The 26,658-nt window shown below is 42.8% G+C and carries 21 protein-coding genes; 10 read left to right on the top strand and 11 right to left on the bottom strand.

What is annotated here, in order from left to right:
• Nucleotides 1–3: 3 nt before the first annotated feature.
• Nucleotides 4–525, bottom strand: a complete 522-nt coding sequence (locus tag DMB45_RS02420; protein ID WP_041503653.1) for a hypothetical protein — start codon at nt 523–525, stop codon at nt 4–6.
• A 190-nt stretch (nt 526–715) separates the two neighbouring features.
• Between DMB45_RS02420 and purH the strand changes: the two genes are divergently transcribed.
• From purH to ftcD, 8 genes are all read left to right on the top strand, one after another.
• Nucleotides 716–2,254, top strand: a complete 1,539-nt coding sequence (gene purH / locus DMB45_RS02415; RefSeq protein ID WP_041504899.1) for a bifunctional phosphoribosylaminoimidazolecarboxamide formyltransferase/IMP cyclohydrolase — start codon at nt 716–718, stop codon at nt 2,252–2,254.
• A 5-nt stretch (nt 2,255–2,259) separates the two neighbouring features.
• Nucleotides 2,260–3,282 (top strand): rod shape-determining protein, encoded by a 1,023-nt coding sequence (locus DMB45_RS02410; RefSeq protein ID WP_041504040.1) that lies wholly within the window; start codon nt 2,260–2,262, stop codon nt 3,280–3,282.
• Between the two features lie 3 nt (nt 3,283–3,285).
• Entirely contained in the window at nt 3,286–4,113 is an 828-nt protein-coding gene (mreC, locus tag DMB45_RS02405) for a rod shape-determining protein MreC (protein ID WP_041504900.1), read from the top strand.
• 52 nt (nt 4,114–4,165) lie between these two features.
• Entirely contained in the window at nt 4,166–4,612 is a 447-nt protein-coding gene (locus tag DMB45_RS02400) for a rod shape-determining protein MreD (protein ID WP_236684946.1), read from the top strand.
• A 32-nt stretch (nt 4,613–4,644) separates the two neighbouring features.
• On the top strand, nt 4,645–6,483 hold the full coding sequence (gene mrdA, locus DMB45_RS02395; RefSeq protein WP_041504902.1) for a penicillin-binding protein 2: 1,839 nt from the start codon (nt 4,645–4,647) through the stop codon (nt 6,481–6,483).
• Nucleotides 6,476–7,897, top strand: a complete 1,422-nt coding sequence (gene rodA, locus DMB45_RS02390; RefSeq protein ID WP_041503658.1) for a rod shape-determining protein RodA — start codon at nt 6,476–6,478, stop codon at nt 7,895–7,897. Before mrdA ends, rodA begins: the two co-directional genes overlap by 8 nt.
• 103 nt (nt 7,898–8,000) lie before the next feature.
• Nucleotides 8,001–9,254, top strand: coding sequence for an imidazolonepropionase (gene hutI / locus DMB45_RS02385; RefSeq protein ID WP_041503659.1), 1,254 nt, complete (start codon nt 8,001–8,003; stop codon nt 9,252–9,254).
• Between the two features lie 173 nt (nt 9,255–9,427).
• The gene (gene ftcD / locus DMB45_RS02380; protein ID WP_110688396.1) at nt 9,428–11,128 is read left to right on the top strand and encodes a glutamate formimidoyltransferase; all 1,701 of its coding nucleotides are present in this window, start codon (nt 9,428–9,430) and stop codon (nt 11,126–11,128) included.
• A gap of 67 nt (nt 11,129–11,195) precedes the next feature.
• On the opposite strand, the gene DMB45_RS02375 is transcribed toward ftcD, so the two are convergent.
• Together DMB45_RS02375 and rimO are read right to left on the bottom strand one after the other, a co-directional pair.
• Nucleotides 11,196–13,379 carry a sodium-translocating pyrophosphatase gene (locus DMB45_RS02375; RefSeq protein WP_110688395.1) on the bottom strand — a complete coding sequence of 728 codons (2,184 nt, stop codon included), beginning with the start codon at nt 13,377–13,379 and terminating at the stop codon, nt 11,196–11,198.
• 116 nt (nt 13,380–13,495) lie between these two features.
• Nucleotides 13,496–14,791, bottom strand: a complete 1,296-nt coding sequence (rimO, locus tag DMB45_RS02370) for a 30S ribosomal protein S12 methylthiotransferase RimO (protein ID WP_041504905.1) — start codon at nt 14,789–14,791, stop codon at nt 13,496–13,498.
• Nucleotides 14,792–14,871: 80 nt separating this feature from the next.
• Between rimO and DMB45_RS02365 the strand changes: the two genes are divergently transcribed.
• Entirely contained in the window at nt 14,872–16,704 is a 1,833-nt protein-coding gene (locus tag DMB45_RS02365) for a YgiQ family radical SAM protein (protein WP_237143269.1), read from the top strand.
• Between the two features lie 58 nt (nt 16,705–16,762).
• Nucleotides 16,763–17,479, top strand: coding sequence for a tetratricopeptide repeat protein (locus tag DMB45_RS02360; protein ID WP_041503664.1), 717 nt, complete (start codon nt 16,763–16,765; stop codon nt 17,477–17,479).
• A gap of 146 nt (nt 17,480–17,625) precedes the next feature.
• On the opposite strand, the gene DMB45_RS02355 is transcribed toward DMB45_RS02360, so the two are convergent.
• The 8 genes from DMB45_RS02355 to guaA form a co-directional block, all read right to left on the bottom strand.
• Nucleotides 17,626–19,494 (bottom strand): PAS domain-containing sensor histidine kinase, encoded by a 1,869-nt coding sequence (locus DMB45_RS02355; RefSeq protein ID WP_110688393.1) that lies wholly within the window; start codon nt 19,492–19,494, stop codon nt 17,626–17,628.
• Between the two features lie 336 nt (nt 19,495–19,830).
• Complete coding sequence (locus tag DMB45_RS02350; protein ID WP_041503666.1) at nt 19,831–20,583, bottom strand: tetratricopeptide repeat protein; 753 nt, start codon at nt 20,581–20,583, stop codon at nt 19,831–19,833.
• 123 nt (nt 20,584–20,706) lie between these two features.
• A complete protein-coding gene (locus tag DMB45_RS02345; RefSeq protein ID WP_041503667.1) occupies nt 20,707–21,165 on the bottom strand; it encodes a GAF domain-containing protein in 459 nt (152 codons plus the stop codon).
• Between the two features lie 114 nt (nt 21,166–21,279).
• A complete protein-coding gene (locus DMB45_RS02340; RefSeq protein ID WP_041504908.1) occupies nt 21,280–22,734 on the bottom strand; it encodes an aminoacyl-histidine dipeptidase in 1,455 nt (484 codons plus the stop codon).
• A 135-nt stretch (nt 22,735–22,869) separates the two neighbouring features.
• On the bottom strand, nt 22,870–23,295 hold the full coding sequence (locus DMB45_RS02335; protein ID WP_041503669.1) for a MarR family winged helix-turn-helix transcriptional regulator: 426 nt from the start codon (nt 23,293–23,295) through the stop codon (nt 22,870–22,872).
• Between the two features lie 88 nt (nt 23,296–23,383).
• A complete protein-coding gene (locus DMB45_RS02330; protein WP_041503670.1) occupies nt 23,384–23,710 on the bottom strand; it encodes a DUF1904 family protein in 327 nt (108 codons plus the stop codon).
• Nucleotides 23,711–23,714: 4 nt separating this feature from the next.
• Entirely contained in the window at nt 23,715–24,740 is a 1,026-nt protein-coding gene (locus DMB45_RS02325; protein WP_041504909.1) for a DHH family phosphoesterase, read from the bottom strand.
• A gap of 230 nt (nt 24,741–24,970) precedes the next feature.
• On the bottom strand, nt 24,971–26,500 hold the full coding sequence (guaA, locus tag DMB45_RS02320) for a glutamine-hydrolyzing GMP synthase (protein ID WP_041503672.1): 1,530 nt from the start codon (nt 26,498–26,500) through the stop codon (nt 24,971–24,973).
• Between the last annotated feature and the right edge of the window lie 158 nt (nt 26,501–26,658).

Below are 26,658 nucleotides of genomic sequence, written 5' to 3'. Positions count from 1 at the left end.
AGGTTAATACTTGCGATTCAATATTTCACTCGCGATAACCGCTTCCGGCAAATCGAAACGGATTGTATTACCGGAATTCGATTCGCTCGTATCGCTTTCTTGCATGTCATTTTCGTGCAGTCGGAATAAAGCGGCAAAGCGTTTGTCTCTCATATCTTTTCGGGCCCGTTGATCGCTCTTTAATATTTCCATCCTCTCTTCATCGGATTTTCCGAAATGAGCGATGGCTTCCGTCTCTTTCCTTTTTAAAAAATCGGGTATAATTTGTTTTTCCGTTCCGACTTCCGGCTTCTCTATTTCGTCTTCCTGTTGCGGGACCTCTACCCGTTTACCAAAAATTTGATCGAAAAAATCTCCTTCTGTCCCATCTTCTGCCGGAACGTAAATTTCCGGACGAACAGTTTCGTGTGGCGCAGAGGGTTGCCTCTTTTTGTTTTTATCCTTAGAAGACTTTAGAACTCCCAATAAGCTGGCTCCGATGGTCAATGCTATATATACTATAATATCCAAAGCGTTGTCACTCATAAAAATATCATTTTTAGTGTTGACCAAATATAACTATTTTTTATAACCCCACGTTTCCGATGTAAGAAAAATATTTTTCCTATATATTTTTTCTATGAAATTATATACTCAACATGTAAAATAACTATCTTTTTTTTACCTTTGTCAACGAGTATAATTGATTTCGTTTAAAAAAATAAAATAAATCCGGATGAGAACGAAAAAAGCATTGATTAGTGTATTTGACAAAAGTGGAATTGTTGACTTTGCTAAATCTCTAAATTCTATGGGGTGGGAAATTATTTCTACCGGAGGAACATCAAAAATATTAAAGGAAGAGGGTATTCAGGTGAAAGATATCGCTGACCTGACAAAATTTCCGGAATGTTTCGACGGAAGAGTGAAAACGCTGCATCCCAATGTCGAAGGGGGTATCTTGGCAATCAGGGACAATGAAAAACATAAACAACAAATGGCCGAATTGGGTATAGAGCCCATCGATATGGTGGTTTGTAATTTGTATCCTTTCAAACAGACGATTTTGAAAGAAGGAGTCTCGCACGAGGAGATCATAGAAAATATAGACATTGGCGGGCCTACCATGATCCGGGCCGCGGCTAAAAATTATCCTTTCGTGACGGTTGTTACTGATCCGGAAGATTACGAGCGGGTTATTGCTGAAATAAGGGAAAACGGAGAAACCTTGCCGGAGACGAAAGAGCAATTGGCTGCCAAAGTATTTATTCATACCTCGCATTACGACGCTTTGATCGCCAACTACTTCTCGAAACGTCTGCATATCACCTCTCCCAAAACCATAACCTTAACTTATGAAAAGAAACAAGATTTAAGATATGGCGAGAATCCGCATCAGGAAGCAACTTTTTATAGTTGTATCCAGGAGACGGAAGGGACATTAACGGGAGCGATCCAATTACAAGGCAAGGAGTTATCATACAATAACATCGGGGATACGGACGGGGCGTTAGAGGCATTGAAAGAGTTTGATGAACCTACGATTGTAGCGGCGAAACACGCTAATCCTTGTGGTGTCGGGAGTGCCGCAACCTTGGCGGATGCTTTCCAGAAAGCGTATGACGCGGATCCGGTTTCCATATATGGAGGGATTGTAGCCGCCAACCGGGAAATAGACAAGGCTACCGCTGAAAAAATGGCTCCCGTTTTTTTAGAGGTGATCGTCGCTCCCTCTTTTTCCGAAGAAGCATTGTCCGTTTTCTCCAAAAAGAAAAATTTAAGATTATTGCAAGTAAAAGATATCGATCGGAGGACATATACCACGCCTAAAGCTAAAACCGTTTTAGGCGGTTTATTGATACAGGACATGGATCACCGATTGACCGAAGGAGAACTTAAAGTGGTAACCCAGCGTCACCCGACGGAAGAAGAGTTGAAGGACTTACTTTTTGCATGGAAAGTTGTAAAGCATACTAAGTCTAATGCTATTGTGATTGCAAAGGATAAGTGTACGACAGGCGTAGGCCCGGGACAGGTCAGCCGGATTTGGGCATTAGAAAATGCGATTCGTCAGGGAGCAGAGCGTATCCCCGGTAGCGTTATGGCATCCGATGCGTTTTTCCCCTTTGCCGATTGCGTGGAAGCAGCCCATAAGGCTGGTATCACGGCTATAATCCAGCCCGGAGGTTCTATCCGGGATCAGGAATCCATTGATGCTGCCGACAAATACGGGATAGCTATGATTTTTACAGGTATGAGACATTTTAAACATTAATGACTATGAGTTTATTTTCTTTTTTAACACAAGATATCGCGATAGACTTGGGGACGGCAAACACCATTATCATCATGAACGATAAGATGGTGGTGAATGAACCCTCTATCGTAGCCATAGATAAAAAATCGGAAAAGGTAATTGCAATTGGGGAAAAAGCCCGGCAAATGCAAGGAAAAACCCATGATTATATCAAAACGATCCGCCCGTTGCGCGATGGAGTTATTGCAGACTTTAACGCTGCCGAACAGATGATCAGGGGAATGATTAAAATGGCTAACGGAAAAGGTAAATTCTTCTCCCCTTCTTTACGGATCGTCGTATGTATCCCTTCCGGAAGTACGGAGGTCGAAATTAGAGCCGTACGCGATTCCGCCGAGCATGCGGGAGGACGGGACGTATACATGATCTATGAGCCGATGGCCGCGGCATTAGGTATCGGTTTGGACGTGGAGGCTCCGGAAGGAAATATGATTGTTGACATAGGTGGCGGAACAACAGAAATCGCAGTTATTTCTTTGGGTGGTATAGTTAGCAACAAATCGATTCGTATCGCAGGTGACGATTTGACGGACGATATTCAGGAATACATGCGTCACCAACACAATATAAAGATCGGAGAAAGAACGGCGGAGGAGATAAAAATTCATGTGGGATCGGCTCTATCCGAATTGGACGAACCGCCTGCGGACTTCGTGGTACAAGGTCCGAACCAAATGACTTCCCTGCCTGTAGAAGTTCCGGTCTCCTATCAGGAAATCGCTCATTGTATAGAAAAATCGATTTCTAAGATAGAGATAGCTATTTTGGGTGCTTTGGAACAAACCCCGCCTGAATTGTATGCCGATATTGTGAATAAAGGCATTTACTTGGCCGGAGGCGGAGCCTTGTTGCGAGGATTGGACAAACGGTTATCAGATAAATTGAACATACCGTTCCATATCGCAGAGGATCCTCTTCGTGCTGTGGCACGCGGAACCGGAATCGCACTAAAAAATGTAGATAAATTCTCATTCCTTATCCGATAAGAGGTGAAAGAAATTATAAGACTGATACTTAAGTATCATTTTACTATAATTTTTATATTATTGGAAGTTTTATGCTTTTCTCTGATAGTCAATAATAACGACTATCAGAGAGTTGTATTCTCCCAATACTCTTCTTCTGTCTTTAATTACATCTCTTCCGTTGTTACGGAAACCGAAAATTATTTTTGGTTGGCCGAACGAAATGAAAACTTGGTAAAAGAGAATGTAGCTTTAAAAAATCGATTGGAGATTTTAAATTCAAAAAAAGATAGTTCAGAAGTAAAATCGTTTATCCTTGACAGTTGCATACTGTACAACTATGTGGATGCGAAAGTTGTAAATGCAACTTTCAACAGGACTAAAAATTATTTGACGTTAAACCGGGGAGGTCAGGACGGCGTCCGGAAAGAGATGGCGGTATGTTCCCCGGAGGGAGTAGTCGGCTTAATACAGGACACGAGCGAACATTATTCTTTTGTAATTCCGTTGATCAATGTGAATTCGAGGGTATCGGCTAAAATAAAGAAAAACGGGTATTACGGTTCGTTGCAATGGGACGGAAGTGATTATCGTTACTCTAATTTGAACGATATACCCTACCACGTGGAGATCAGTCCGGGAGATACGGTGGTCACCTCCGGCTTCTCCTCTATTTTTCCGGAAGGATTGCTGATCGGTTTCGTCGAATCGACTACTCGGGAAACGGCTAACTTTTTAGCTATAAAAGTGCGCTTGGCCGTAGACTTTAAAAAACTCTATCATGTCTACATCGTGAATGATTATTGGAAGGATGAGAAAAAAAGATTAGAAGGAAACAATTATCATGAATAATATAAATTATTTTATCCATTTGTTCATATTGTGTATTATCCAAATTTTTATTTTGGATAACATTCATCTCGGATCTTATTTCTATATCAATATTTATATTCTGGCCATTTATATTCTTCCTTACAAATTCAAAGGAATCTCCCTATTGTTTTTTGGTTTTCTATTGGGATTCGTAATGGACCTGGCCGACAAGACCGTGGGAATCCATGCGGCGGCTTCCACCTTTACTGCCTATATCCGTCCCTGGCTGTTGCAATCGACATCTAACCGGGAGAAATTGGATGATATTCATGGAGCCCAACGATTGACGGAATTCAACTGGTTTCTAAAATATTCGGGTGTGTCAACCCTCCTGTTCAATGTCGTTCTTATTTTTGCCGAAGCTTTTACTTTTAGCGATCCGTTTATCACTTTAATCCGGATAATTTTCAGTACTTTTATCTCCTGGTTGTTGATCTTGCTTTATTACTTTATCGGATTGAAAAAGGTAAACAGGTAAGTATTTCTTCGAATTGAAAAAGATTCATTCAAATGAATAAATTTGGATATAGAAAAGGAATTATCGCGGGTATTATCGTATGCGTCTGCGTTATTTATATCATCAGGCTATTCGTTTATCAGGTAGTCGATGATCAATTCAAACAAATGGCAGACAATAATTCACAGAGGATCGAGACAGTATACCCTGCACGCGGTCTGATATACGACCGTAATCATAAACTATTGGTCGATAATCAAGCGGCATACGACTTGATGATTATTCCGAGACAGGTAAAAGAATTCGACACGACGGACTTAATTTCCATACTTGGCATATCGAAAGAATTTTTAGACAGAAACATTCAAAAATGCAAAACTTACTCCAGGTATAAGCCTTCTATTTTGGTTTCCCAAATTACCGGAGATAAATATGCCGTACTTCAGGAAAAGCTGTATCGCTATCCGGGATTCTATATTCAAACGAGAACATTAAGAAAATACAATGTTCAACATTCTGCAGATGTATTCGGTTATATCGGAGAAGTCAGTTTGGATCAAGTGAAAAAAGACACCTGTTACGAACCGGGAGATTATATCGGTATTAACGGATTGGAAAGAACTTACGAGACCACACTTCGGGGAGAAAAAGGAAAAAAAATCGTCTTGGTCGATAATCATAACCGGGTAAAAGGCTCCTTTCAGGACGGAAAATACGACAAGGAAGCGATTGTAGGGCAAGATTTGGAAACGACACTGGATATAGATTTACAGGAATACGCTTATCAGCTAATGCGTAACAAAAAAGGAGGTATCGTGGCAATCGAACCGGAAACCGGGGAGATTTTAGCAAAGGTATCGAGTCCGGGTTACGATCCCCAACTGATGGTTGGACTGGACAGAGGCAGGAATTACTTGAAACTGGAACAGGACAGTTTACGTCCTCTGTTCGATCGTACGACAATGGCTCAGTATCCTCCCGGATCTATTTTCAAAACGATTCAAGCCCTGATCGGACTGCAGACGAAAGCGATAACTACCGAAAGCAAATTTTCCTGTTCAGGAGGAGCTTATATTGGCGGTAAACGTTTTATGAAATGTCATTTCCACGACTCCCCTACCGATTTGCGGGCATCTATTCAAAATTCCTGTAATCCTTATTACGTGAATGTATTTCGGCGCGTATTGGAGTTACCGCAATATGAAAATGTACGAAATGCCTATAATGAATGGAGAAAATACGTAATCTCCTTCGGGTTGGGAAGCAAATTATGTCCTGATTTCCAAAACGAGGTGAACGGCTCCATTCCGACACAAGCCTATTATGACCGGGTACACCGCACCAAAAATTGGCATCCTCTCTATATCATATCATTGTCGATCGGACAGGGCGAACTGTTGATAACCCCTATACAGATGGCAAATATCGCCGCAATTCTGGCAAACCGCGGATATTACATGACTCCCCATATCGTGCGGCCTGACGAGACCGCCCCCCGGAACCGGATAGAAAAACATACCGTCGATATCAATAAGGCCTATTTTAAGCCGATCATAGAAGGGATGGAATTAGTAGTGAAAAAAGGTACCGGAAGAAATGCTCAGGTCGATTCCATAGCGATTGCCGGAAAAACAGGAACCGTACAAAATCCGCAAGGGGACGATCACTCCGTTTTTATCGCTTTTGCACCCGTGGACCGCCCTAAAATCGCACTTATCGTCTACGTGGAAAACGGAGTGTGGGGATCTACTTATGCCGCCCCTATTGCCGGCTTGTTGATTGAAAAATATTTGAAAGGTAAGATATCGGATAAGAAAAAAGAGTTAGAAAAAAGAATGCTTGAAAGCGATTTAATTCGCCAAACAAATAAAAACAGAAAAGGCGATGAATAGACAAACGAACCTGATTGCTAATATCGACTGGATCTCTATCCTACTTTATATTTTGCTTGTCTTTATGGGCTGGATCAACATATATGCCGCCGTATACGACGAGAATCACAACAGTATATTTGATTTTTCGCAACAATACGGGAAACAACTGATATGGATAGGTGCTTCTTTCCTATTGGCTTTTTTAGTGTTACTGACCGATAGTAAATTTTTTACCGCTTTTTCTTTTATCATTTACGGGATTACCATATGTCTTCTGCTCTGTGTGCTAATCTTCGGTAAAGAGGTACATGGGGCTCGTTCCTGGTTCGAAATTCAGGGTATTCGCATTCAGCCGGCTGAATTCGCTAAATTTGCGACCAATTTGGCATTGGCCAACGTGATGAGCAGACATAATTTCAAGGTGATGAAAATAAGTAATTTATTGTTGATCGGGATTATTTTGTTCATACCTGCCGCTCTCATTATTTTACAAAACGACACGGGTTCCGCTCTGGTATACAGCTCTTTTATTCTGGTATTATTCAGGGAAGGGCTGCACGGTTCCATTCTTTTACTTTGTTTTGTTGCCGTGGCGCTTTTTGTTCTCAGTATTTTGTACTCTCCGTTTACCGTATTGGTTATAATACTGATAGGAACCTTAGCTGCCTATTATTATTACCGACATAATCTCAGGGAACTAATCAAAATCATCGGAATATTGACCCTGCTCTTTTTTCTCTTCTTTTTGGTCAACTGGGCCATTCAAGGAAATTTATCTGATTACTATCTGTTGCTGTTGTCTTATCTGATTTGCAACCTGGCCGGATTGATCTATATCTACCAAAAGAAGATAAAGCATATCGCATTACTGATATTCGTTTCTTGGTTATGCATCGGAGCCACGGTATCTGTCGACTACATGTTCGAGAAACTTCAACCCCACCAAAGGGACCGTATTAATAATCTGTTAGGTATAACCATGGACAAAAAAGGAACGGGATATAACGTCTATCAATCCAAAATTGCCATTGGTTCAGGGGGTTTTTGGGGAAAAGGTTTTTTACAAGGAACGCAGACAAAATTTAATTTCGTTCCGGAACAAAGCACGGATTTCATCTTTTGTACCGTCGGGGAAGAGTGGGGGTTCGTGGGAAGTGCCCTGGTCATACTATTACTTATGACATTTATTTTACGTATTATCTATTTGGCAGAGCGCCAACGTTCCAATTTTTCCCGGATATACGGGTATGGCGTAGCCTCTATCCTATTCTTCCATATGGCAGTGAACATCGGGATGACCATCGGGATGGCTCCCGTTATCGGGATTCCTCTTCCTTTTTTCAGTTACGGGGGATCTTCGCTGTGGGCCTTTACGATACTCATATTCATATTTTTACGGCTCGACTCCAATCGTTTACAAGTATTTAGATAGTAGATATTTTAATTGGAGTATACTGGAGCCTATAAATCGTAAATGTTTTAAATTGTAGATTAAATTTTATACTTTCGCTCCCGAATAATTTAAAACGATAAACATGAAAACATTAGTTATAAATATAAAACAACTTGTTCAAGTTGAGAAAGAACCGAGAACGAGGGTTGCAGGTGCGGACATGGCCCGTTTGGGAATGATCGACAATGCCTATTTGTTGGTGGAAGACGGTTACATACAAGCTTTCGGTAAAATGAGCGAATTGGACCAGCACGCCGTGTACGAAGGAGGCGATACCATTCAAGAGATTGATGCCACCGGCCGTTTGGTTCTCCCCGCTTTTTGCGATTCACACACGCACATTGTATATGCAGGCAGCCGGGAGATCGAGTACATCGACAAGATCAAAGGGCTCTCTTATGAAGAGATTGCTCGAAGAGGAGGAGGAATTTTAAATTCTGCAGAACGTATTCGAAAGGCCAGTGAAGAGGAATTGTACGATTCGGCTTTCGAACGTCTCCAAGAGATTGCCATGTTAGGAACGGGAGCCGTTGAAATTAAAAGCGGTTACGGTCTTAGTACGGAAAGCGAACTAAAGATGCTGCGGGTAATCAAACGATTAAAAGAGGATACACCCCTGACCATAAAATCAACGTTTTTAGGAGCACATGCTGTTCCGACCGAATACAAAGGACGCCAGACGGAATACGTGGATTTGATTATCAACGAAATGATTCCGGCTGTCGCTTCCGAGGAGTTGGCCGACTATATCGATGTGTTCTGCGATAAAGGATTTTTTACGGTCGAAGATACGGATCGTATGTTGAATGCCGGAATGAAACACGGATTACGCGCGAAGATACATGCTAACGAACTGGACTACTCGGGTGGTATCCAGGTAGGTGTAAAATACAACGCACTTTCCGTCGATCATTTAGAATATGTGGGGGAAAAAGAGATCGAAGCATTGAAAGGCAGTGAGACGATGCCGACGGTATTACCGGGAGCGGCATTCTTTTTGAATATGCCTTATTCTCCCGTGCGGGAAATGATCAACGCGGGGCTTCCCGTCGCATTGGCTTCCGACTATAATCCCGGCTCCTCTCCTTCCGGCAACATGAAATTCGTCATGTCTCTGGGATGTGTGAATTATAAAATGCTTCCGGAGGAGGTAATTAACGCCACGACGATTAATTCCGCATATGCTATGGGAGTTGAAAACGAACTGGGAAGTATCGCTGTCGGCAAAAAAGCTAATTTCTATATCACAACACCCGTTAGCGGGATCGAATTTCTTCCATATGCTTACGGGAGTAATCTGATCGAAGCCGTGTTTTTGAACGGAGAACAAATTTAATAACGGTATGCCTTATTCACATTATAAAAAAGTATGGATTCGCAAAGCCTATCGGATCCGTTATCCGTAGCCCATTGGCATTCTCGGATTACAAATTGTAAGCTTTTTTTGAATAGATTAGAGTGTTAGAGACAGAATAAACATCAGTTGTTATAACAATATCGCAATAGAATATGAAAAAACTAATTGAATGCGTTCCCAATTTCAGCGAGGGAAACGATATGCATATCATCGATCAGATTACAGCAGAGATTAAAGCCGTGGAAGGAGTCAGCCTCATTGACGTAGACCCGGGAAAAGCGACCAACCGTACGGTTGTCACCTTGGTCGGTACTCCTGAAGAAGTTTGCGAAGCTGCTTTTCGTGCCGTAAAGAAAGCCTCCGAACTTATCGATATGAAGAAACACAAAGGAGCACATCCCCGTTTCGGTGCCACGGATGTTTGTCCGTTGGTTCCGGTAGCTAATATTACCATGGAAGAGACGGTCGAGTATGCTCGTAAATTGGCAAAACGTATCGGAGAAGAATTGAATATACCCGTGTATTGTTACGAAAATGCAGCCTTCGTGCCGGAAAGAAAGAATTTGGCAACCTGCCGGGCTGGAGAATACGAAGCATTGGGAGAACGATTGAGCAGTGAGCAATGGCATCCCGATTTCGGTCCCCGGGAATTAAACGAATGGACAGCCAAGACCGGGGCCACGGCCGTAGGAGCCCGAAACTTCCTGGTGGCTTACAATGTCAATCTGAACACCACTTCTACCCGACGGGCAAACTCCATAGCCTTCGACGTACGTGAACGCGGGCGGGTTAAACGGGAAGGAAATCCCATCACGGGGAAAAAAGTGCTGGACGAAAAAGGGAAACCCGTTATGATTCCCGGAACGTTGAAATCGGTCAAAGCGATCGGTTGGTTTATAGAAGAATACGGTATTGCCCAGATCTCCATGAACTTGACAGATATATCGGTAACCTCCGTACACGAGGCGTTCGATGAAGTTTGTCGTAAGGCCAATGATCGGGGAGTAAGAGTAACCGGTTCCGAATTAGTCGGTGTTATTCCATTAAAGGCCATGCTGGATGCCGGACGCTATTTCTTACGGAAACAACAACGTTCTACCGGCGTTTCGGATAAAGAATTGATAAAGATCGCTGTCAAATCTTTGGGATTAGACGAACTTTATCCTTTTGAACCGCGGAAAAAAATCATCGAGTACATATTAGAAGACGAAATGAATAACGGCAAGAAGCATTTGGTGGATATGACATTAGCCGAATTTGCCGATGAAACGGCTTCGGAATCTCCCGCTCCCGGGGGCGGTTCGATTTCCGCTTATATGGGAGCCTTGGGCTCCTCCTTGGCCGCGATGGTAGCAAACCTCTCCTCTCATAAACGGGGTTGGGACGATCGTTGGGAAGAATTTAGCAATTGGGCAGAAAGGGGGAAAGCGTATCAGGTGGAATTAATCAAAATGGTTGACGAGGATACTAACGCATTCAATCGTATTATGGATGCATTCGGCCTACCCAAGAAGAGCGAAGAAGAAAAAGCAGCCCGTCATCGGGCGATTCAGGATGCAACCCGGTTTGCCACGGAAGTGCCTTTCAGAACGATGATGTTATGTTACGAATGTATGGAAGTGGTGAAAGCCATGGCTGAAATCGGAAACCCGAATTCGGTAACCGATGCTGGAGTAGGTGCTTTGGCCGCCCGCTCCGGAGTAATCGGCGCATTTTTAAACGTGAAAATAAACGCCGCGGGATTAGACGACAAAGCGTACGCAAACGACATCATCAGCCGAGGAGAAAAAGTGGTTGAGATGGCAAAACAAATGGAAACGGAGATCTTAGAGATCGTCAATTCTAAAATATAATATAGAATCGATATAAAAAATCCACGATGAATATCATCGTGGATTTTTTTATTTCACCCCACCCGTTTCACAGCAAACTGAAAGCACAGGTAACGCCTGCCATCACGATAGCGACCATACTCATCAGCTTGATCAAAATATTCAAACTCGGACCGGAAGTATCTTTAAACGGGTCTCCTACCGTATCACCGATGACCGTCGCCTTGTGATTGTCGGATCCTTTGCCCCCTAAATTTCCTTCTTCTATAAACTTTTTGGCATTATCCCAAGCCCCTCCCGAGTTGGCCATAAAGATCGCCAATACGAACCCGGCTCCCAATCCACCCGCCAAGAGGCCGATGACTCCCGCGACACCGAAGATCAATCCCATAACAACCGGAACAATGATGGCTAACAAGGAAGGAAAAATCATTTCTTGTTGAGCTCCTTTCGTGGATATCTCGACGCACTTGGCGTAATCAGGCTCTTCCTCTCCCGTCATGATTCCTTTGATTTCCCTGAATTGACGGCGGACTTCGTTTACCATCTTTTGGGCCGCTCTCCCCACGGCATTCATGGTTAACCCGCAGAATAAGAAAGCCATCATAGCTCCGATAAATATACCTGCCAACACCTTCGGATTCATCAATGTCACATCGTAATAATACATGAAATCCGTCAAAGAAGCATCAGCCGTTTTAACGGTCTCGCTACCGATAGTCAATATCTCTTCTCCCATACGGAGCAATCCGATTTTAATCTCTTCGAGATAAGAGGCGATCAAAGCTAATCCGGTAAGAGCGGCAGAACCGATCGCAAACCCTTTTCCCGTGGCGGCCGTCGTATTTCCCAAAGCATCTAAAGCATCCGTACGATGACGTACCTCCTTTCCCAGATTGCTCATTTCGGCATTTCCCCCCGCATTGTCCGCAATAGGACCGTATGCATCGGTCGCCAGCGTGATTCCTAAAGTAGAAAGCATTCCGACGGCTGCAATACCTATACCGTACAGGCCTACCGATACGTTTGAAAAATCAAATTCCGAAGCAAAAAGGAAAGAGAGAATAATACCCGCAACGATAGCGAGTACAGGAATCGATGTAGAGATCATACCTGTTCCGATACCCTTGATTATCACCGTGGCAGGTCCTGTTTCTGAACTTTTAGCTATATCCTGCGTCGGTTTATAAGCATGTGACGTGTAATACTCGGTTGCCTTTCCGATGACGATTCCCGTGAGTAGTCCCACGATGACGGAACCGCATATCCAGTAACTTAAACCCAACAAATGAAAAACTAAAAAACTGGAGGCTATAATTAAAACGGAACTGATATTAATACCCCGGTCCAAGGCCCTCAGAAGTTGTTGTTGTGAAGCTCCTTCTTTCGTTTTTACCATAAATATACCCAATAATGAAAGTACGACTCCGAAAGCGGCTATCAACATCGGGGCCAAAATAGCATTGAACTGTATATCGGGATCCAACCGATAGGCTGCGGCCCCCAATGCTGCCGTTGCCAGGATAGAACCGCAATAGGATTCATACAAATCGGCTCCCATACCAGCGACATCCCCCACGTTATCCCCCACGTTATCGGCTATTGTCGCCGGATTTCGAGGATCATCTTCCGGTATACCGGCCTCTACCTTTCCCACCAGATCCGCTCCGACATCGGCAGCCTTGGTAAAAATACCCCCTCCCACTCTCGCGAAAAGAGCTTGCGTCGAAGCTCCCATGCCGAAAGTGAGCATGGTCGTCGTAATCACGATCGCCTTTTCTGATGTCGTCGGTTCTTCAACGAAATAATCCAATAAAAGCCACCACAACGAGATATCCAACAGAGCCAATCCGACAACTACCAATCCCATCACGGCTCCTGAACGAAATGCTATTTTCAATCCGTCGTTTAAATTCCTGCGTGCCGCATTAGCCGTACGGGCAGACGCATAGGTAGCTGTTTTCATGCCTATATACCCGGCTAACCCCGAGAAAAAACCACCAGTCAAAAAGGCGAACCACACCCATTCGTTTTGCAAACCGGGTCCGTACGCCATCCAGGCAAAAAGGATACACAATACTACGAATACAATACCGACTACTTTATATTGTTGACTTAAATAAGCCATAGCTCCTTTACGCACGTGTCCTGCAATACGTTTCATCGTATCCGTACCTTCGGATTCTTTCATCATATGACTAAAAAAGATTCTTGCGAAAAGCAGCGCGATAATAGCACAAACAGGTACTATCCAGAATAGATCGTTTAACATAGTTCTTATATTTGGCAGTTAATATTAAATACAAAAAACTCATCAAGCAGTAAACGAACCTGATGAGTAAAAGTAAACATAAATAACTGAAAATATCTATCTCTTTTCTGTTTTTTTTAAATTATCTTCATTTCGGCATATAAGTCATAGTCATCCGCACCTGTAACAATTACCTCGTAAAAACGACCGGGGTAAAGTTTTTTATCACTTGTGACAAAGATTTCCGGGTCCACCTCGGGAGAATCGTGTTCGGAACGCCCCACGTAAAATTCATCTTCAACCCGATCGATCAATACGTTCAATTTTTGACCGATCAAACGGGTATTCAATTCGGCCGATATCCTTCTTTGCCTCTCCATGATCTCCTCCGCCCTCCCGCGTTTTATATCTTCGGGAACATCATCCCGGTAATGTTTATCGCAGTAGGTATCCTCTTCATGAGAATAGGGAAATACCCCCAAACGCTCGAACCGCATCTCTTCCACAAATTCAAGCAACTCTCTAAAATCCTCTTCCGTCTCTCCCGGATGTCCCGTCATTAGTGTCGTACGAATAAATATCCCCGGAACCTCTCTTCTGATGCGGGCTACGAGATCCCTGGTCTGTTGTTTCGTCACCCCCCTTCGCATCAATTTCAACATGTGATCGCTACAATGTTGCAAAGCAATGTCCAAGTAAGCGCATACATTTTTCCGCTCCCGCATGACCGGTAACAACTCCATGGGAAATCCCGCCGGATAGGCATAATGCAGCTTGATCCATTCTATTCCCGGTATACCCGACAAACGATCGACTAATTCGGCCAAACGGTTCTTACCGTATTTATCGATTCCGTAATAAGTTATATCCTGTGCCAACACTAAAATCTCTTTCACTCCTTGCCGGGCCAAGAGTCCGGCTTCCTCCACGATCTCCTCGAAATCCCTCGACTTGTATTCGCCCGTCATAATGGGAATGGCGCAATAGGAACATCCCCGATTACACCCTTCCGAGATCTTCAGGTAAGCATAATGTTTCGGGGTTGTCAAATGTCTTTCGTTTTTTATCCCTTCGTCGAAATCCTTTCCCAATGCCGTTAAAACTCCTTTCCAATCGAATTTCCCGAAATAACCGTCTACTTCCGGAATTTCATGGGCCAGTTCGGCATGATAGCGTTGTGACAAACACCCCATCACGTATACCCGTTCGATAACACCTTCTTTTTTCCGTTCTATCTGCTCCAATATCGTATTGACCGACTCCTCTTTCGCATCTCCGATGAAGCCGCAAGTATTGATAACTACGATCTCTGCCTCCGAATGATCGCCATCAACCTCTACGCTATACCCGGAGGTCTCCAGTTGCTTCATCAATAACTCGGTATCCACCAAGTTTTTCGAACACCCCAGGCTGATAATATTCACTTTTTTCATTCGTTCCAAATTTGGGCACAAAGGTAGTAAAATAGGAATTATCTTTCATATCTTTGCACAATTATATAAAAAACATGGGAATGGAAAGAGAATTCAGGTGGTTGCCAACGACCCGAAAGGAAGTAGAACAACGGGGATGGAAAAGTATTGATGTCATTCTTTTCTCCGGAGATGCCTATGTGGATCACCCCTCATTCGGTGCTGCCGTTATCGGAAGGGTACTTGAATCCATGGGTTTAAACGTGGCTATCGTTCCGCAACCCAATTGGCAAGACGATTTAAGAGATTTTAAAAAATTGGGAAAACCCGATCTTTTTTTCGGGATCAGTCCCGGAAGCATGGATTCCATGGTTAACCATTACACGGCAGCCCGTAGAAAACGCTCTGACGATGCCTATACCCCCGGAGGACACAGCGGAGCCCGTCCCGACATGCCGACTATCGTCTACACCCGGATTCTGAAAGAGTTGTACCCCGATACTCCTGTTATTATCGGGGGAATAGAAGCCTCTCTACGCCGTTTCACTCATTACGATTATTGGAAAGACATGCTAAAGCCCCCTATCCTTTGGGAGAGTCATGCGGATATGCTCGTATACGGTATGGGCGAAAAACCGATGATGGAAATTTGTCGGATGTTACGCCGGGGAGTTCCTTTTGCCAATCTTACCAATATTCCACAGACTGCGGTTATCCGGGGGAAAAATGAAAAATACGCTACAAACAAAAAATGGGAGAGTATCACGTTGCACTCTCACGAAGAGTGTTTGCAAAGCAAACGATTATTTGCCGTAAATTTCCGCCACATCGAGGAAGAATCCAATAGTATCCATGCGGCACGACTGATACAGCCTGTCGGAGAACAACAAGTGATCGTCAATCCTCCTTATCCTCCATTGACCACGGATGAACTCGATGCGATATACGATTTGCCGTTTACCCGTTTGCCCCATCCGAAATACAAAGGCAAAGAGATCAGTGCTTATAATATGATACGGCACTCCATAACCATGCACAGGGGATGTTTCGGGGGATGTGCTTTTTGCACGATTTCCGCCCATCAGGGCAAATTCATATCTTCCCGTTCGAAAACCTCTATCCTGCGGGAAGTCGAGCGAATATGCGAGATGCCGGACTTTAAAGGAACTATTTCAGATATGGGAGGTCCTTCGGCTAACATGTACGCGATGAGAGGAAAAGATAAGGATCTTTGCGAACGTTGTAAACGCCCCTCCTGTCTTTTTCCTATCGTATGTAAAAACCTCGATACCGACCACTCCTCCTTGTTGGAGTTGTACGGTCATGTCCGAAAGCACCCCCGCGTGAAACACGCTTTCATCGGTTCCGGTATTCGTTACGACTTAGCAATGCATCGCACGGGCAATAAGGAGGTGGACAACGTAAATCGAGATTATCTTGAAACCGTCATCAAGTATCATGTTTCCGGAAGGTTAAAGGTGGCTCCGGAACACTCCTCCGATCAAGTCCTGCATTTGATGCGGAAACCTTCGTTTCAGCTTTTTCGAGAACTTACCCATCGTTTCAACGCCATAAATAAGCGAGAACATCTCAACCAGCAGCTAATTCCTTATTTCATCTCATCCCACCCGGGCTGCAGGCTGGAAGACATGGCGGAATTAGCCATCTTGACTAAGGAATTGAATTTTCACTTAGAACAGGTTCAAGACTTTACGCCGACACCCATGACATTGGCCACGGATATCTACTATTCCGGAATTCATCCCTATTCCACGCGTGAAATTAAATCTGCCAAGAGTGAAAAAGAGAAGAAACAACAGAATATTTTTTTCTTCTGGTATAAAAAAGAATTTCGGAACGAGATCGCTAATCTCTTGAATAAAATACGTCGTCCGGACCTTTTAAAACGCCTCTATTCGAATAAAAGCCGATGAAATATTTATTTTTCCGTATCAAATCATTAACTTTGAAGTGAATATTAAAAAGACGGATATGCGATATACGCTTTGGGTTATTCTCGTATTATGTTTTGTATCCTGTGATCGTTATCAGGCGCAGGAAAATAACAAACGGGGCATGGATTACATCAACCGTAATCTATACGAAAAAGCATTGGAGGAATTTAACAACGCTATATCGCTTGCGCCCGATTTTTTGCCGGCTTATTACAACAGGGCCATTGTTCAGGCTAACCTGAAACAGCCCGGGAAAGCGTTGGAAGATATGAATTACGTGATTGCCAATGATCCCACGAATGCTCTTGCATTCTATAACCGGGGAATTATACACGAGAACCTCGGAAAAGGCACAGAAGCCATCCGTGATTACAGCCAAGCGATTAATTTAAAACCCGATCTCGCAAACGCATACCATTACCGGGGAATTGTCCGCTTTAAAATGAAAGACCTGGACGGGGCTCTTGTCGATTATGATAAAGCTCTCTCCCTGGGATTGCAATCGAGTGCCATTTATTTTAACAAAGGCGTTATCTATCATCAAAAAGATCGGTTAAGCGACGCCATCGAAAACTACTCCCGATCTATCCAAATAGATCCTTCCAATGCCAAAGCATATTATTACCGTGCCATTTCCAAACTGCGGGTAGATAATTACAACGAGGCTTTACAGGATCTGGAAGTATCACAACACTTAGGTTACTCGAAAGCTTCGGAAGTAATTTCCCGCTACTATCCGGAAAAGAAAAAATAGATATCTTTTTCTCCTTTCTCAATATAAAACTGATCCGGGTTCCTGCCGTCTAATTACGATTCATTAAATTTTTACCATATCCCGTTCCAAATACCGAACAATCCTTATTTTTCAGAGGAGAAATCTACCGTGATTTCCTTTTTTTACTAAGCCAAAAGAATCTGACAAGGTAATTCGACCTTAAACGTACTGCCTACTCCCTCCTGCGTATCTACCGAAATATGTCCATTCATCTTTTCAACGATGGATTTGCATATGGTTAGTCCCAATCCTACACCCGGTACAAACGGGTCTACCTTTTCAAAACGTTCGAATATTTTGTCTATTTTATCCCGAGGAATACCTCTTCCCGTATCGCTGACACTTAGTATTACGCCGCGATCGGTAACCTCGTAAGCGATTGCGATATGCCCACGCAGTGTATTTTTCAATGCGTTGGAGACAAGATTGTTCAAAATCTGTTTGATACGCATTTGATCGAGCTCTATCAGATAATTACGTTCGGGATACCGGGATAAGAGTTTCACATCAGTCGGCACATTCTCCTCGTACTCCGTCATGCACTCTTGAATCAGGCTCGACAGGTCGAACCAATTGGGATAAAGTTCCATGTTACCGGCTTCTATCTTGGAAAAATCGATAATATCATCTATGATACCGAGTAATAGATTGTTATTATGGCGAATCAATGCATTGTATTGCTCTTTTTCGGCTTCATCCTCCGTGTAGGAGAGTAAGCCGGAAAACCCTACAATAGCGTTCAAAGGTGTCCGGATCTCATGACTTATCGTGGCAAGGAAGGCAGACTTCATCCGATCGGATTCTTCGGCCTTATCCCTCGCTTTGGTAAGCATCTCTTCCGTTTTCTTCAGTTCGGTAATATCGTAATTAATGGATATTAGTTCGATAATGCCGCACTCCGGAGCATAATTCTTCAGCAAAAGATTAACATAAGTCCACGTGTAACTTCCATCTTCCCGAAATACCCGTACTTCACGACTGAATTCCTGAGCGATACCTTTTCCGGCTTTATTTATAAATTCGATCATAAAAGCCCGGTCCTCCGAATGAACATGGCTGTATATTCCCACGATTTCACTTAAAGGCGTCCCGTTTTTTTCTCCGATATTCCGGTACCAGCTTTTAGGAGCATCCCCTTTTTTCGTAAGTAAATTATAATAGGCATAGCCGACTTTTGAATAGTCCCCCACTAATTCGAAAAGATTTTCAAACTCGTGAAGCTTATTATAAGCGATAGTGGTTTCCGTCCTGTCCGCATTAATTAAAATATAGTTGATCGGGTTCCGGTTTTCATCATATAAAGTCGTGACTTTCGTCATCAGGTCGATGGTCCCTTCTTTCCTTAACGAATTATAATAGGTTCCTATTTTTGAAAAATCATAACGGAAGGTAAAATCCGCATCTTCATTTCTCCGTAACTTCTCCTTCATCTCTTCGGGAAAAATAGGATTATCGAAGATATTGATCCCCAAAGCATCCTCCTTGCGGGACAGACCGAACATATCCAACTCTTTATCATTCAGATCTATCAGTACCCCATCCTTATCGTATAACTCAATGCCGACCGGCAAATTCTTATAAATATTATACAGGATACGCTCTTTATGTTGTAATACCTGATAAGCTGACACCATATCCGGGCCATCTTGAATTTCGGCAATACCGTAAATCATCGTTTTCCCGTTCTTATCCGTTTCTTGAAAACACACCTTGCTTCGGATCCAAACATTTCCTTTAACGCTTTTAAGCAGATAAACGGCTTCAGGTATTTGCTGGATACCCAAAGAGTGAACGGTTGTAGGCTGTTGCTCTTCGTTTACAATTCGTTTATTAAAATCCTCAAAACTGATATTGCCGTCTTCTCCTAACCCCAATAAAACAGAAATATATTCAGAGCAAGTATAATTTTCGCTCTCCAAATCCGCTTTCCACCATCCCATATTAGCGCTATTCATCAATTTTGAAAAGAATATAGAATCCGGTTGCTTGGTCATGATCAAATAATTTTATTGTCCTTCATTCGGTTCAGTTCCTTGGGTGTCTTTTTAACTCCCATAGCACAAAGACTTTAATATAACTGTTCCTTATTATGTCGACAAAAATAGAGAATAGCTCAAAGTTTTATTGTTAAAGAGTATTTTTTTTTGATTTCAAAGAACAGGTAATGTTACGAAAAATCACTAAAAAAAGTTATAAAAGGAAGCAGATAATCCATTAATCGATACTATTTTACAAAAATATAACTATTAACATTCTGACCTGCCTTTCCGTTACTGCAATAAAAAAAGGATGAACTTGGAGTTCATCCTTTTCCTTATAACTTATTCCATTTATTTGGTCAACGGAGCCATTGCCTCTTTCACGGCCTTCATTGCCTCTTTTACTTCCGGATTTTCCGGTGAGAGACTGGATGCCTGCACCAAATAATCCTGAGCTTTCTTAAAGCTGTTCAAAGCCTTTGTTTTTTCGGCATTGTATCGGTCTACTTCCGTTGTCGCATACTCGTGTGCTTTCTGAAGAATGGTCGCCCCGTTATTGAAATAAAGAGTTCCCAAACTTAAATAACCGTTGGTTTTCATTCCCTTATTGGCCATTTGGGTAATCTTTGCGTAACACTCGGCAGCTTGTTCCACTTTATTTTCTTTCTGGAATTTCTGCCCCTCTTTCAAATAATGAACGGCATACATTTTTTCCAATTTAGCACCTGCCTGACCGGGATTGGCTTTCATTCCCTCTTCCAGAGTTTTCAACATTTCCGGAATCTTTTTCTGATCTTGCAAAGCGTTGGCTTTTCCAAGATAGGCAGAAGCCAATTTATACTTATTTTGAATAGACATCGTAAAATATTTATCCGCTGCCGCGTAGTCTTTAATTTTATCCGCACAGAAAGCCGTATTGAACACGATAGCGGGATCCTTGTATTCGACAGCCTTAAGGTATTGTTCGTACTTCGCAAACGCTTCCTTGTAATTTTTCGCTCTCAGGGCTGCATTCCCTTCGTTTTTCAATTTACCATTTTCATCTTGTGCAGAAACGGTTCCCATAAACAGACCGCATAAAACAAATAAAAGTAATTTTTTCATACCTATGGTTTTAGTATTAACATGAATATTCTTTAGTTATTGAGACTAAGATAGCATACTCTTAAGAAAAATCAAAAATAACTTAACTTATTTTTTATATAAATGAGATCATTTTACTTTATCTTACTGAAAAAGAAGAGAAAGAATTTTTTTCAATCCGACCTCGTCCTCCCGGTCAAAGGCATCGTACCGATCACTATCCACATCCAAACAAGCGAAAATCTTTCCCTCCCGATCCCGTATAGGAATAACGATCTCACTCTTAGAAGCGGCATTGCACGCGATATGTCCCGGAAATTGGTTAACATCACCCACGATAACCGTCTCCCCGGAACGGATGGCACTCCAGCAAACTCCACCCTCTTTTAACTTTTGACAAGCGACAGGTCCTTGGTAAGAACGCACGATCAGCTCCCCGTCTACCAAGGCGTAAACACCCGTCCAGAAAAACGGTTGCATTTTATGATGTAGTACGGCTTCCATGGTTGCCAAACGGGCCCAAATATCCTCCGTCGACCGGACGTAGGTTTTGATTTGCTCGTAAAGCCTGTCGTATTTAGCCAATTTCTTAGAAGTTTCCAATGCTTTATAAATTTAGTATACGAACTCATTTTATAAAACTCAGATTCGCGGCTGAAGAGTAGGAAACATCCGATCTAACCTCAATCGTAAATCTGAGAATAAACGGTCATCGGATTACTTGACAGACTGTAAAATATCCACCAAATGAGACCACCACATTTCCACAGTCCTTATATTGATCTTCTCGTCGGGAGAGTGTACACCCCTTAATGTCGGTCCGAACGAAACCATATCCATTCGCGGGTATTTTTCCAGGAATAAGCCGCATTCCAAACCGGCATGGATAGAACGTACGACAGGTTCTTTCCCGAATAATTTCTTATAAGAATTTACCGCCACCTTCAGAATAGGAGAATCCGGATTGGGGGTCCATCCCGGATAACCCTCCCCGTGTTCCACCTTAGCTCCGGCCATCTTGAACACAGCCTCTACCATATTCGCGATGTTGTATTTCTCCGAATTCAAATCACTTCTCTGTGAAGTCGTGATAAGAATCGTATTATTTTCAATGAACCGAACGGCTGCCAAATTGGTTGAAGTTTCCACCAATCCTGGCATACGATAACTCATGGAAAAGACTCCGTGAGGACAAGCATAGAGGGCGTTCAACAGATCGGCGTTACTCTTCGCGCTTAAAACGCACTCCGGAAGTTCCGTAGATTCCATCGTCAACTGTAATCCCGGCTCGGTAATATGCCATACATTTTCCATTTCAGCCGCATAAACATTAAAATCGGCCCTTATCTGTTCTTTTTGGTTTCCGTCAAAGGTAATCACGGCTGTCGCCTCACGGGCGATCGCATTCCGAAGATTTCCCCCTTCCAAAGATGCGACCCTCACTCCGTATTTGGCATTTAAATCCCAAACGAAACGATTCAATATCTTAATGGCATTTCCCCTGCCCTTATTGATATCGTCTCCGGAATGACCGCCTTGCAATCCTTTTACCCGTATGTTAACGGCGAAAGCGTTTGAGGAAAGTTTTTCCGTTTCATATCCCAAATGAATAACGGTATCGATACCACCCGCGCAACCGATAAATAACTCACCTTCATCCTCCGAATCCAGATTCAACAATATATTTCCGCTGATGAATCCCGGTTTTAAGGCGAAAGCTCCTGTCAATCCGGTCTCTTCATCCACCGTAAACAAACATTCGATCGGACCGTGCTGGATATCTTTGGAGGTTAAAATTGCCATACAGGCAGCCACTCCGATTCCATCATCCGCTCCTAAAGTAGTTCCCTTTGCCTTTACCCATTCTCCATCTATATAGGGGATAATCGGATCTTTATCGAAATCGTGTACCGTATCTGAATTTTTCTCGCAAACCATATCCATATGAGCTTGCAAAACGACGGTCGGTACATTCTCTTTTCCCATGGTTGCCGGCTTACGGATCAACACGTTGCCGGCTTCGTCACGAAAAGTTTCCAAACCGTTCTTTTGTCCGAATTCCAACAAAAAAGCTATAATTTTTCCTTCCTTTTTAGAAGGTCTGGGGACTTGACATATTTCCTCGAAATAATTCCAAACCGCTTCCGGTTTTAATCCTTTAAAAATACCCATACTTATTTTTTATGATTTATGATTTATAAATAGATTTAACGATTCTGTAATTCTGCGATTTAATGATTTAGTGATTGGGGAATTAAAATATAATCACAGAATCACCTAATCTTATAATCACTCAATCCTTTTTATCTAAACCAGCCTATCGGTTATCTTTTTTAATACCCAGATCCCCGATTTAATCTCCTGAGGAGAGATCGTAAATGCAATATCCGTATGTAACTGCTCTTCGATCGCACGTAAAGATTTTTCAGCCGCAATACCTTTATCCGTCAACACGACGAAGTTATTCCGTCTGTCCTCCTTTCCCATCTTCCTCTGTACGTAACCTCTTTTTTGAAGCGTATTCAACAATTTCGTCACGTTGTACTTATCCTTATGAAGTTTTTTAGAGATGGTTTGCTGATTCACGTTATCTCCTTCCCACAACACCTGTAAAAGTTCATATTGTTCCCGGCTGAGATCAAAACCGGCATTCAGAAAACTCCGGTTTAAAATTTTCGTGTAACCTCTTTCCGATTCACTCAAAAGTGTTACTAATTCTTTCAGGTCAGTCATTGTCGTTGCATTTTATACTATGCACAAACTTAATTATTTTAATTGTAAATTGCAGTTTTTAATTAAGAAAATTATCGACAATTTGTTGCTATAACCTCACTCCGTTCTCGTAATAGTTACATTTTTGCAAACAGGAGAAGTACACGTCCGAATCCGCATACCCCGCTTCCCTCAGACAATCATATAGAATTTGAGCTATTTTATCCTGTTGTTCCGGTGGACGTTCAAAATAGAGGACCTCTACGAACGCGTAAGGCTGAATCTTATCCGCTCCAGAGACAAAAGAGGAATTCATCACTTCCAGTACGACCGTTTCTCTTGGACATCCTAACGTCTTGACGATCTCCGAGACCAACTGCTCTCCTACCCGCTCCAATCTCTTTTGCTCTACGGCGTGAAATCTTAAAAAAGGCATGGCATTAAATTTTATCGCTGATTTGTTTAAAAAACCATTCGGCTGTATCCCTGAGTTTTTTTGTTACCTCTTCCAAAGGCAATGGCATTTGGCCTCCGGCCGCATTCTGGTGTCCTCCCCCGTTAAAATACTCTTTTGCCCAAAGGTTCACGGGTATATCTCCTTTCGACCTGAAAGAGAGTTTCACCTTCTCTTTCCTCTCCGTGATTTGTACGGATACCCGTATATGTTCTATGGAAAGGGGTACGTTTACCAAACCTTCCAGATCCCCGTCCTTATAGTCGTAAAGTTCCAATTCCTGTAAGGTGATCGGGATAACGGCCAAAGGATACTTTTCGTCTATCGTCAGCTTGTTTAACAGACAATTTCCGGTCAAACGCAATCGGGATAACGTATTCCGTTGGTATAGCTGCTCGTGGACATACCCCTTGTCCAATCCAAGTTCCAATAAGTCCGCTATAACCCGGTAAGTCTGCGGACAGGAAGAGTTATGACTTAATCCTCCGGTATCTGTCGAAATCCCGCTGTAAATGGCATTGGCCATATCCCGGTCCACCATCTCCCTTCCCCAAATCTTCAGGATAACCTGATACAATAATTCGCAAGTAGACGAAACGCTAATATCCGAAATACGGTAATCCACATCATCGGGTTCCGGATGGTGGTCTATCATTACCTTGTCCCCCCTGAATTCTCTCACCAAAGGTTCCAGATCCCCCTCCCGCTTTATCGTATTGTGATCCATCATAAAGATCAGATCGGCCTGACGAATCAAACGTCTGCACTCTTGTGGACGATTTTGAAATGAAATAGCATCCGGTATTCTCTTCAACCATTTCAGATAATCCGGTATGTAATCACAAGTAATCAGATGACAATGCATACTTAACCGATCAAAAACCTGCCATAGAGCCGAACAGGAACCGACGGCATCTCCGTCCGGAGAAATATGCGGGATAATCACTATTTTCAATCTCTTATCGCTTAAACGCTCCTTTAATCTCTCTATTATGATGCTATTTGACTTCATATTTTTGTAACCTCCCGTTTTTAGAAGTTACAAAGATAAAAAATTTACCCTTTTACCGTTTCCGGAGACTGATTATTCTCCGTTTTAGCACCGATTTTCTTTCGTCTCTCTTTACGAAAAAACAAAGCTTCTTTTTAAAAGGATCCGAATTGTACAAAAGAAAAACCAGTCACTTGATGTTAAATGACTGGTTCCTATCCGATCAAGCATTTTTCCGGATGAAGAGCATTTTACTCCCATTCGATGGTGGCTGGCGGTTTTGAACTGATATCATAGACAACCCGGTTGATTCCCCGTACGTTGTTTATGATTTTATTGGAAACCTTGGCTAAAAACTCATAGGGAAGATGACACCAGTCGGCTGTCATACCGTCGGTGGACTCAACCGCCCGTAAAGCCACTACGTTCTCGTAAGTACGTTCGTCTCCCATGACTCCCACGCTCTTGATAGGTAAAAGGATGGTTCCGGCTTGCCATACATGATGATACAATCCCTCTTCCTGAAGCATGGTAATATAGATATGATCCGCCTCTTGCAAGAGACGTACTTTTTCTTTCGTGATCTCTCCGAGTATACGAATTGCCAAACCGGGACCGGGGAAAGGATGACGCTGCAGAAACTTATCGGCCAATCCGAGACTCTTACCTACTCTCCGTACTTCATCTTTAAAAAGTAACCGCAAAGGCTCTACGACCTTTAATTTCATATATTCGGGAAGTCCTCCCACGTTATGATGAGATTTGATCGTCTGCGAAGGACCGTTTACCGATAAAGATTCGATCACATCGGGATAAATAGTTCCTTGCCCCAACCATTTTGCATCCTCCACTTTCCGGGATTCGGCATCAAATACATCTACAAAAGTACTTCCTATGATTTTGCGCTTTTTCTCCGGTTCTTCCACTCCCGCCAGTCTGGAAAGAAAAAGATCCCCCGCATTCACTCCAATGACGTTTAATCCCAATTCTTTATAATTTTCCAACACGGAAGAGAATTCATTCTTTCGCAATAAACCGTTATCCACAAAAATGCAAGTGAGATTTTTTCCGATCGCCCGGTGCAGCAGCATGGCCGCAACAGTAGAGTCAACACCTCCGGATAAGCCCAGGATCACCCGGTCATTCCCGATTTTAGTCTTCAAATCGGCTACCGTTGTCTCGATAAAGGAATCCGGCGTCCAATCTTGTTTACAACCGCATATACCGACGACAAAATTCTTTAGTAACTCTTTTCCCTCGGTACTATGATACACTTCAGGGTGAAATTGTATGCCGTAAGTTGTCTCCCCCTCGACACGATAGGCAGCATGAGTCACATCATGCGTGCTTGCCACTACTTTATAATGGGCCGGTAAAAATTCGATGGTATCCCCGTGAGACATCCATACCTGGGAATGGTCGCTTATACCCGTAAACAAAGGACAAGTTTTATCCACGAAAGACAAATTCGCCCTCCCGTACTCTCTCTTGTTAGAAGCCTTTACCTCCCCACCGAAATAGTGAGCCAAATATTGAGCCCCGTAACATACGCCGAGCAAGGGTAATTTACCCTTAATAGCGGACAAATCGGGTTTAGGAGCCTTCTCGTCCCTTACCGAGAAGGGACTGCCTGATAAAATAACACCTTTCACAGAAGCATCCGGAACCGGATAATGATTATAAGGATAAATCTCACAATAGACATTCAACTCTCTTACTCTTCTGGCAATCAATTGAGTATATTGAGAACCGAAATCCAGTATTAAAATTTTTTCTTGCATTTGAACAGCTTATTGATTTGCGCACAAAGATAACTTTTTCCGTTGAAAGTTAAAAATGAAAATCCTACTGTGTTTACAAATCTTTCCGCCTCTTTTCATATTAAAAAAAGTATCTTACGTCCATAAAGCAACCCCGACACCTTTGCATCGGGTATCGA

Origin of the sequence: Sanguibacteroides justesenii, from assembly GCF_003204205.1 — a bacterium.
GTDB classification, from domain to species: Bacteria; Bacteroidota; Bacteroidia; order Bacteroidales; family Marinifilaceae; genus Gabonibacter; species Gabonibacter massiliensis.
This window is presented reverse-complemented; position numbering and strand designations above follow the sequence as displayed.

Bases quoted from the DNA above. Each gene is read 5' to 3' on its own strand.
- DMB45_RS02330 (WP_041503670.1), bottom strand. From the start codon at position 23,710: ATGCCTTTTTTAAGATTTCACGCCGTAGAGCAAAAGAGATTGGAGCGG.
- guaA (WP_041503672.1), bottom strand. From the start codon at position 26,500: ATGCAAGAAAAAATTTTAATACTGGATTTCGGTTCTCAATATACTCAA.
- ftcD (WP_110688396.1), top strand. From the start codon at position 9,428: ATGAAAAAACTAATTGAATGCGTTCCCAATTTCAGCGAGGGAAACGAT.
- DMB45_RS02410 (WP_041504040.1), top strand. From the start codon at position 2,260: ATGAGTTTATTTTCTTTTTTAACACAAGATATCGCGATAGACTTGGGG.
- hutI (WP_041503659.1), top strand. From the start codon at position 8,001: ATGAAAACATTAGTTATAAATATAAAACAACTTGTTCAAGTTGAGAAA.
- rimO (WP_041504905.1), bottom strand. From the start codon at position 14,791: ATGAAAAAAGTGAATATTATCAGCCTGGGGTGTTCGAAAAACTTGGTG.
- DMB45_RS02340 (WP_041504908.1), bottom strand. From the start codon at position 22,734: ATGGGTATTTTTAAAGGATTAAAACCGGAAGCGGTTTGGAATTATTTC.
- DMB45_RS02375 (WP_110688395.1), bottom strand. From the start codon at position 13,379: ATGTTAAACGATCTATTCTGGATAGTACCTGTTTGTGCTATTATCGCG.
- DMB45_RS02335 (WP_041503669.1), bottom strand. From the start codon at position 23,295: ATGACTGACCTGAAAGAATTAGTAACACTTTTGAGTGAATCGGAAAGA.
- DMB45_RS02420 (WP_041503653.1), bottom strand. From the start codon at position 525: ATGAGTGACAACGCTTTGGATATTATAGTATATATAGCATTGACCATC.
- purH (WP_041504899.1), top strand. From the start codon at position 716: ATGAGAACGAAAAAAGCATTGATTAGTGTATTTGACAAAAGTGGAATT.
- DMB45_RS02325 (WP_041504909.1), bottom strand. From the start codon at position 24,740: ATGAAGTCAAATAGCATCATAATAGAGAGATTAAAGGAGCGTTTAAGC.
- rodA (WP_041503658.1), top strand. From the start codon at position 6,476: ATGAATAGACAAACGAACCTGATTGCTAATATCGACTGGATCTCTATC.
- mrdA (WP_041504902.1), top strand. From the start codon at position 4,645: ATGAATAAATTTGGATATAGAAAAGGAATTATCGCGGGTATTATCGTA.
- DMB45_RS02350 (WP_041503666.1), bottom strand. From the start codon at position 20,583: ATGAAAAAATTACTTTTATTTGTTTTATGCGGTCTGTTTATGGGAACC.
- DMB45_RS02365 (WP_237143269.1), top strand. From the start codon at position 14,872: ATGGAAAGAGAATTCAGGTGGTTGCCAACGACCCGAAAGGAAGTAGAA.
- DMB45_RS02355 (WP_110688393.1), bottom strand. From the start codon at position 19,494: ATGACCAAGCAACCGGATTCTATATTCTTTTCAAAATTGATGAATAGC.
- DMB45_RS02360 (WP_041503664.1), top strand. From the start codon at position 16,763: ATGCGATATACGCTTTGGGTTATTCTCGTATTATGTTTTGTATCCTGT.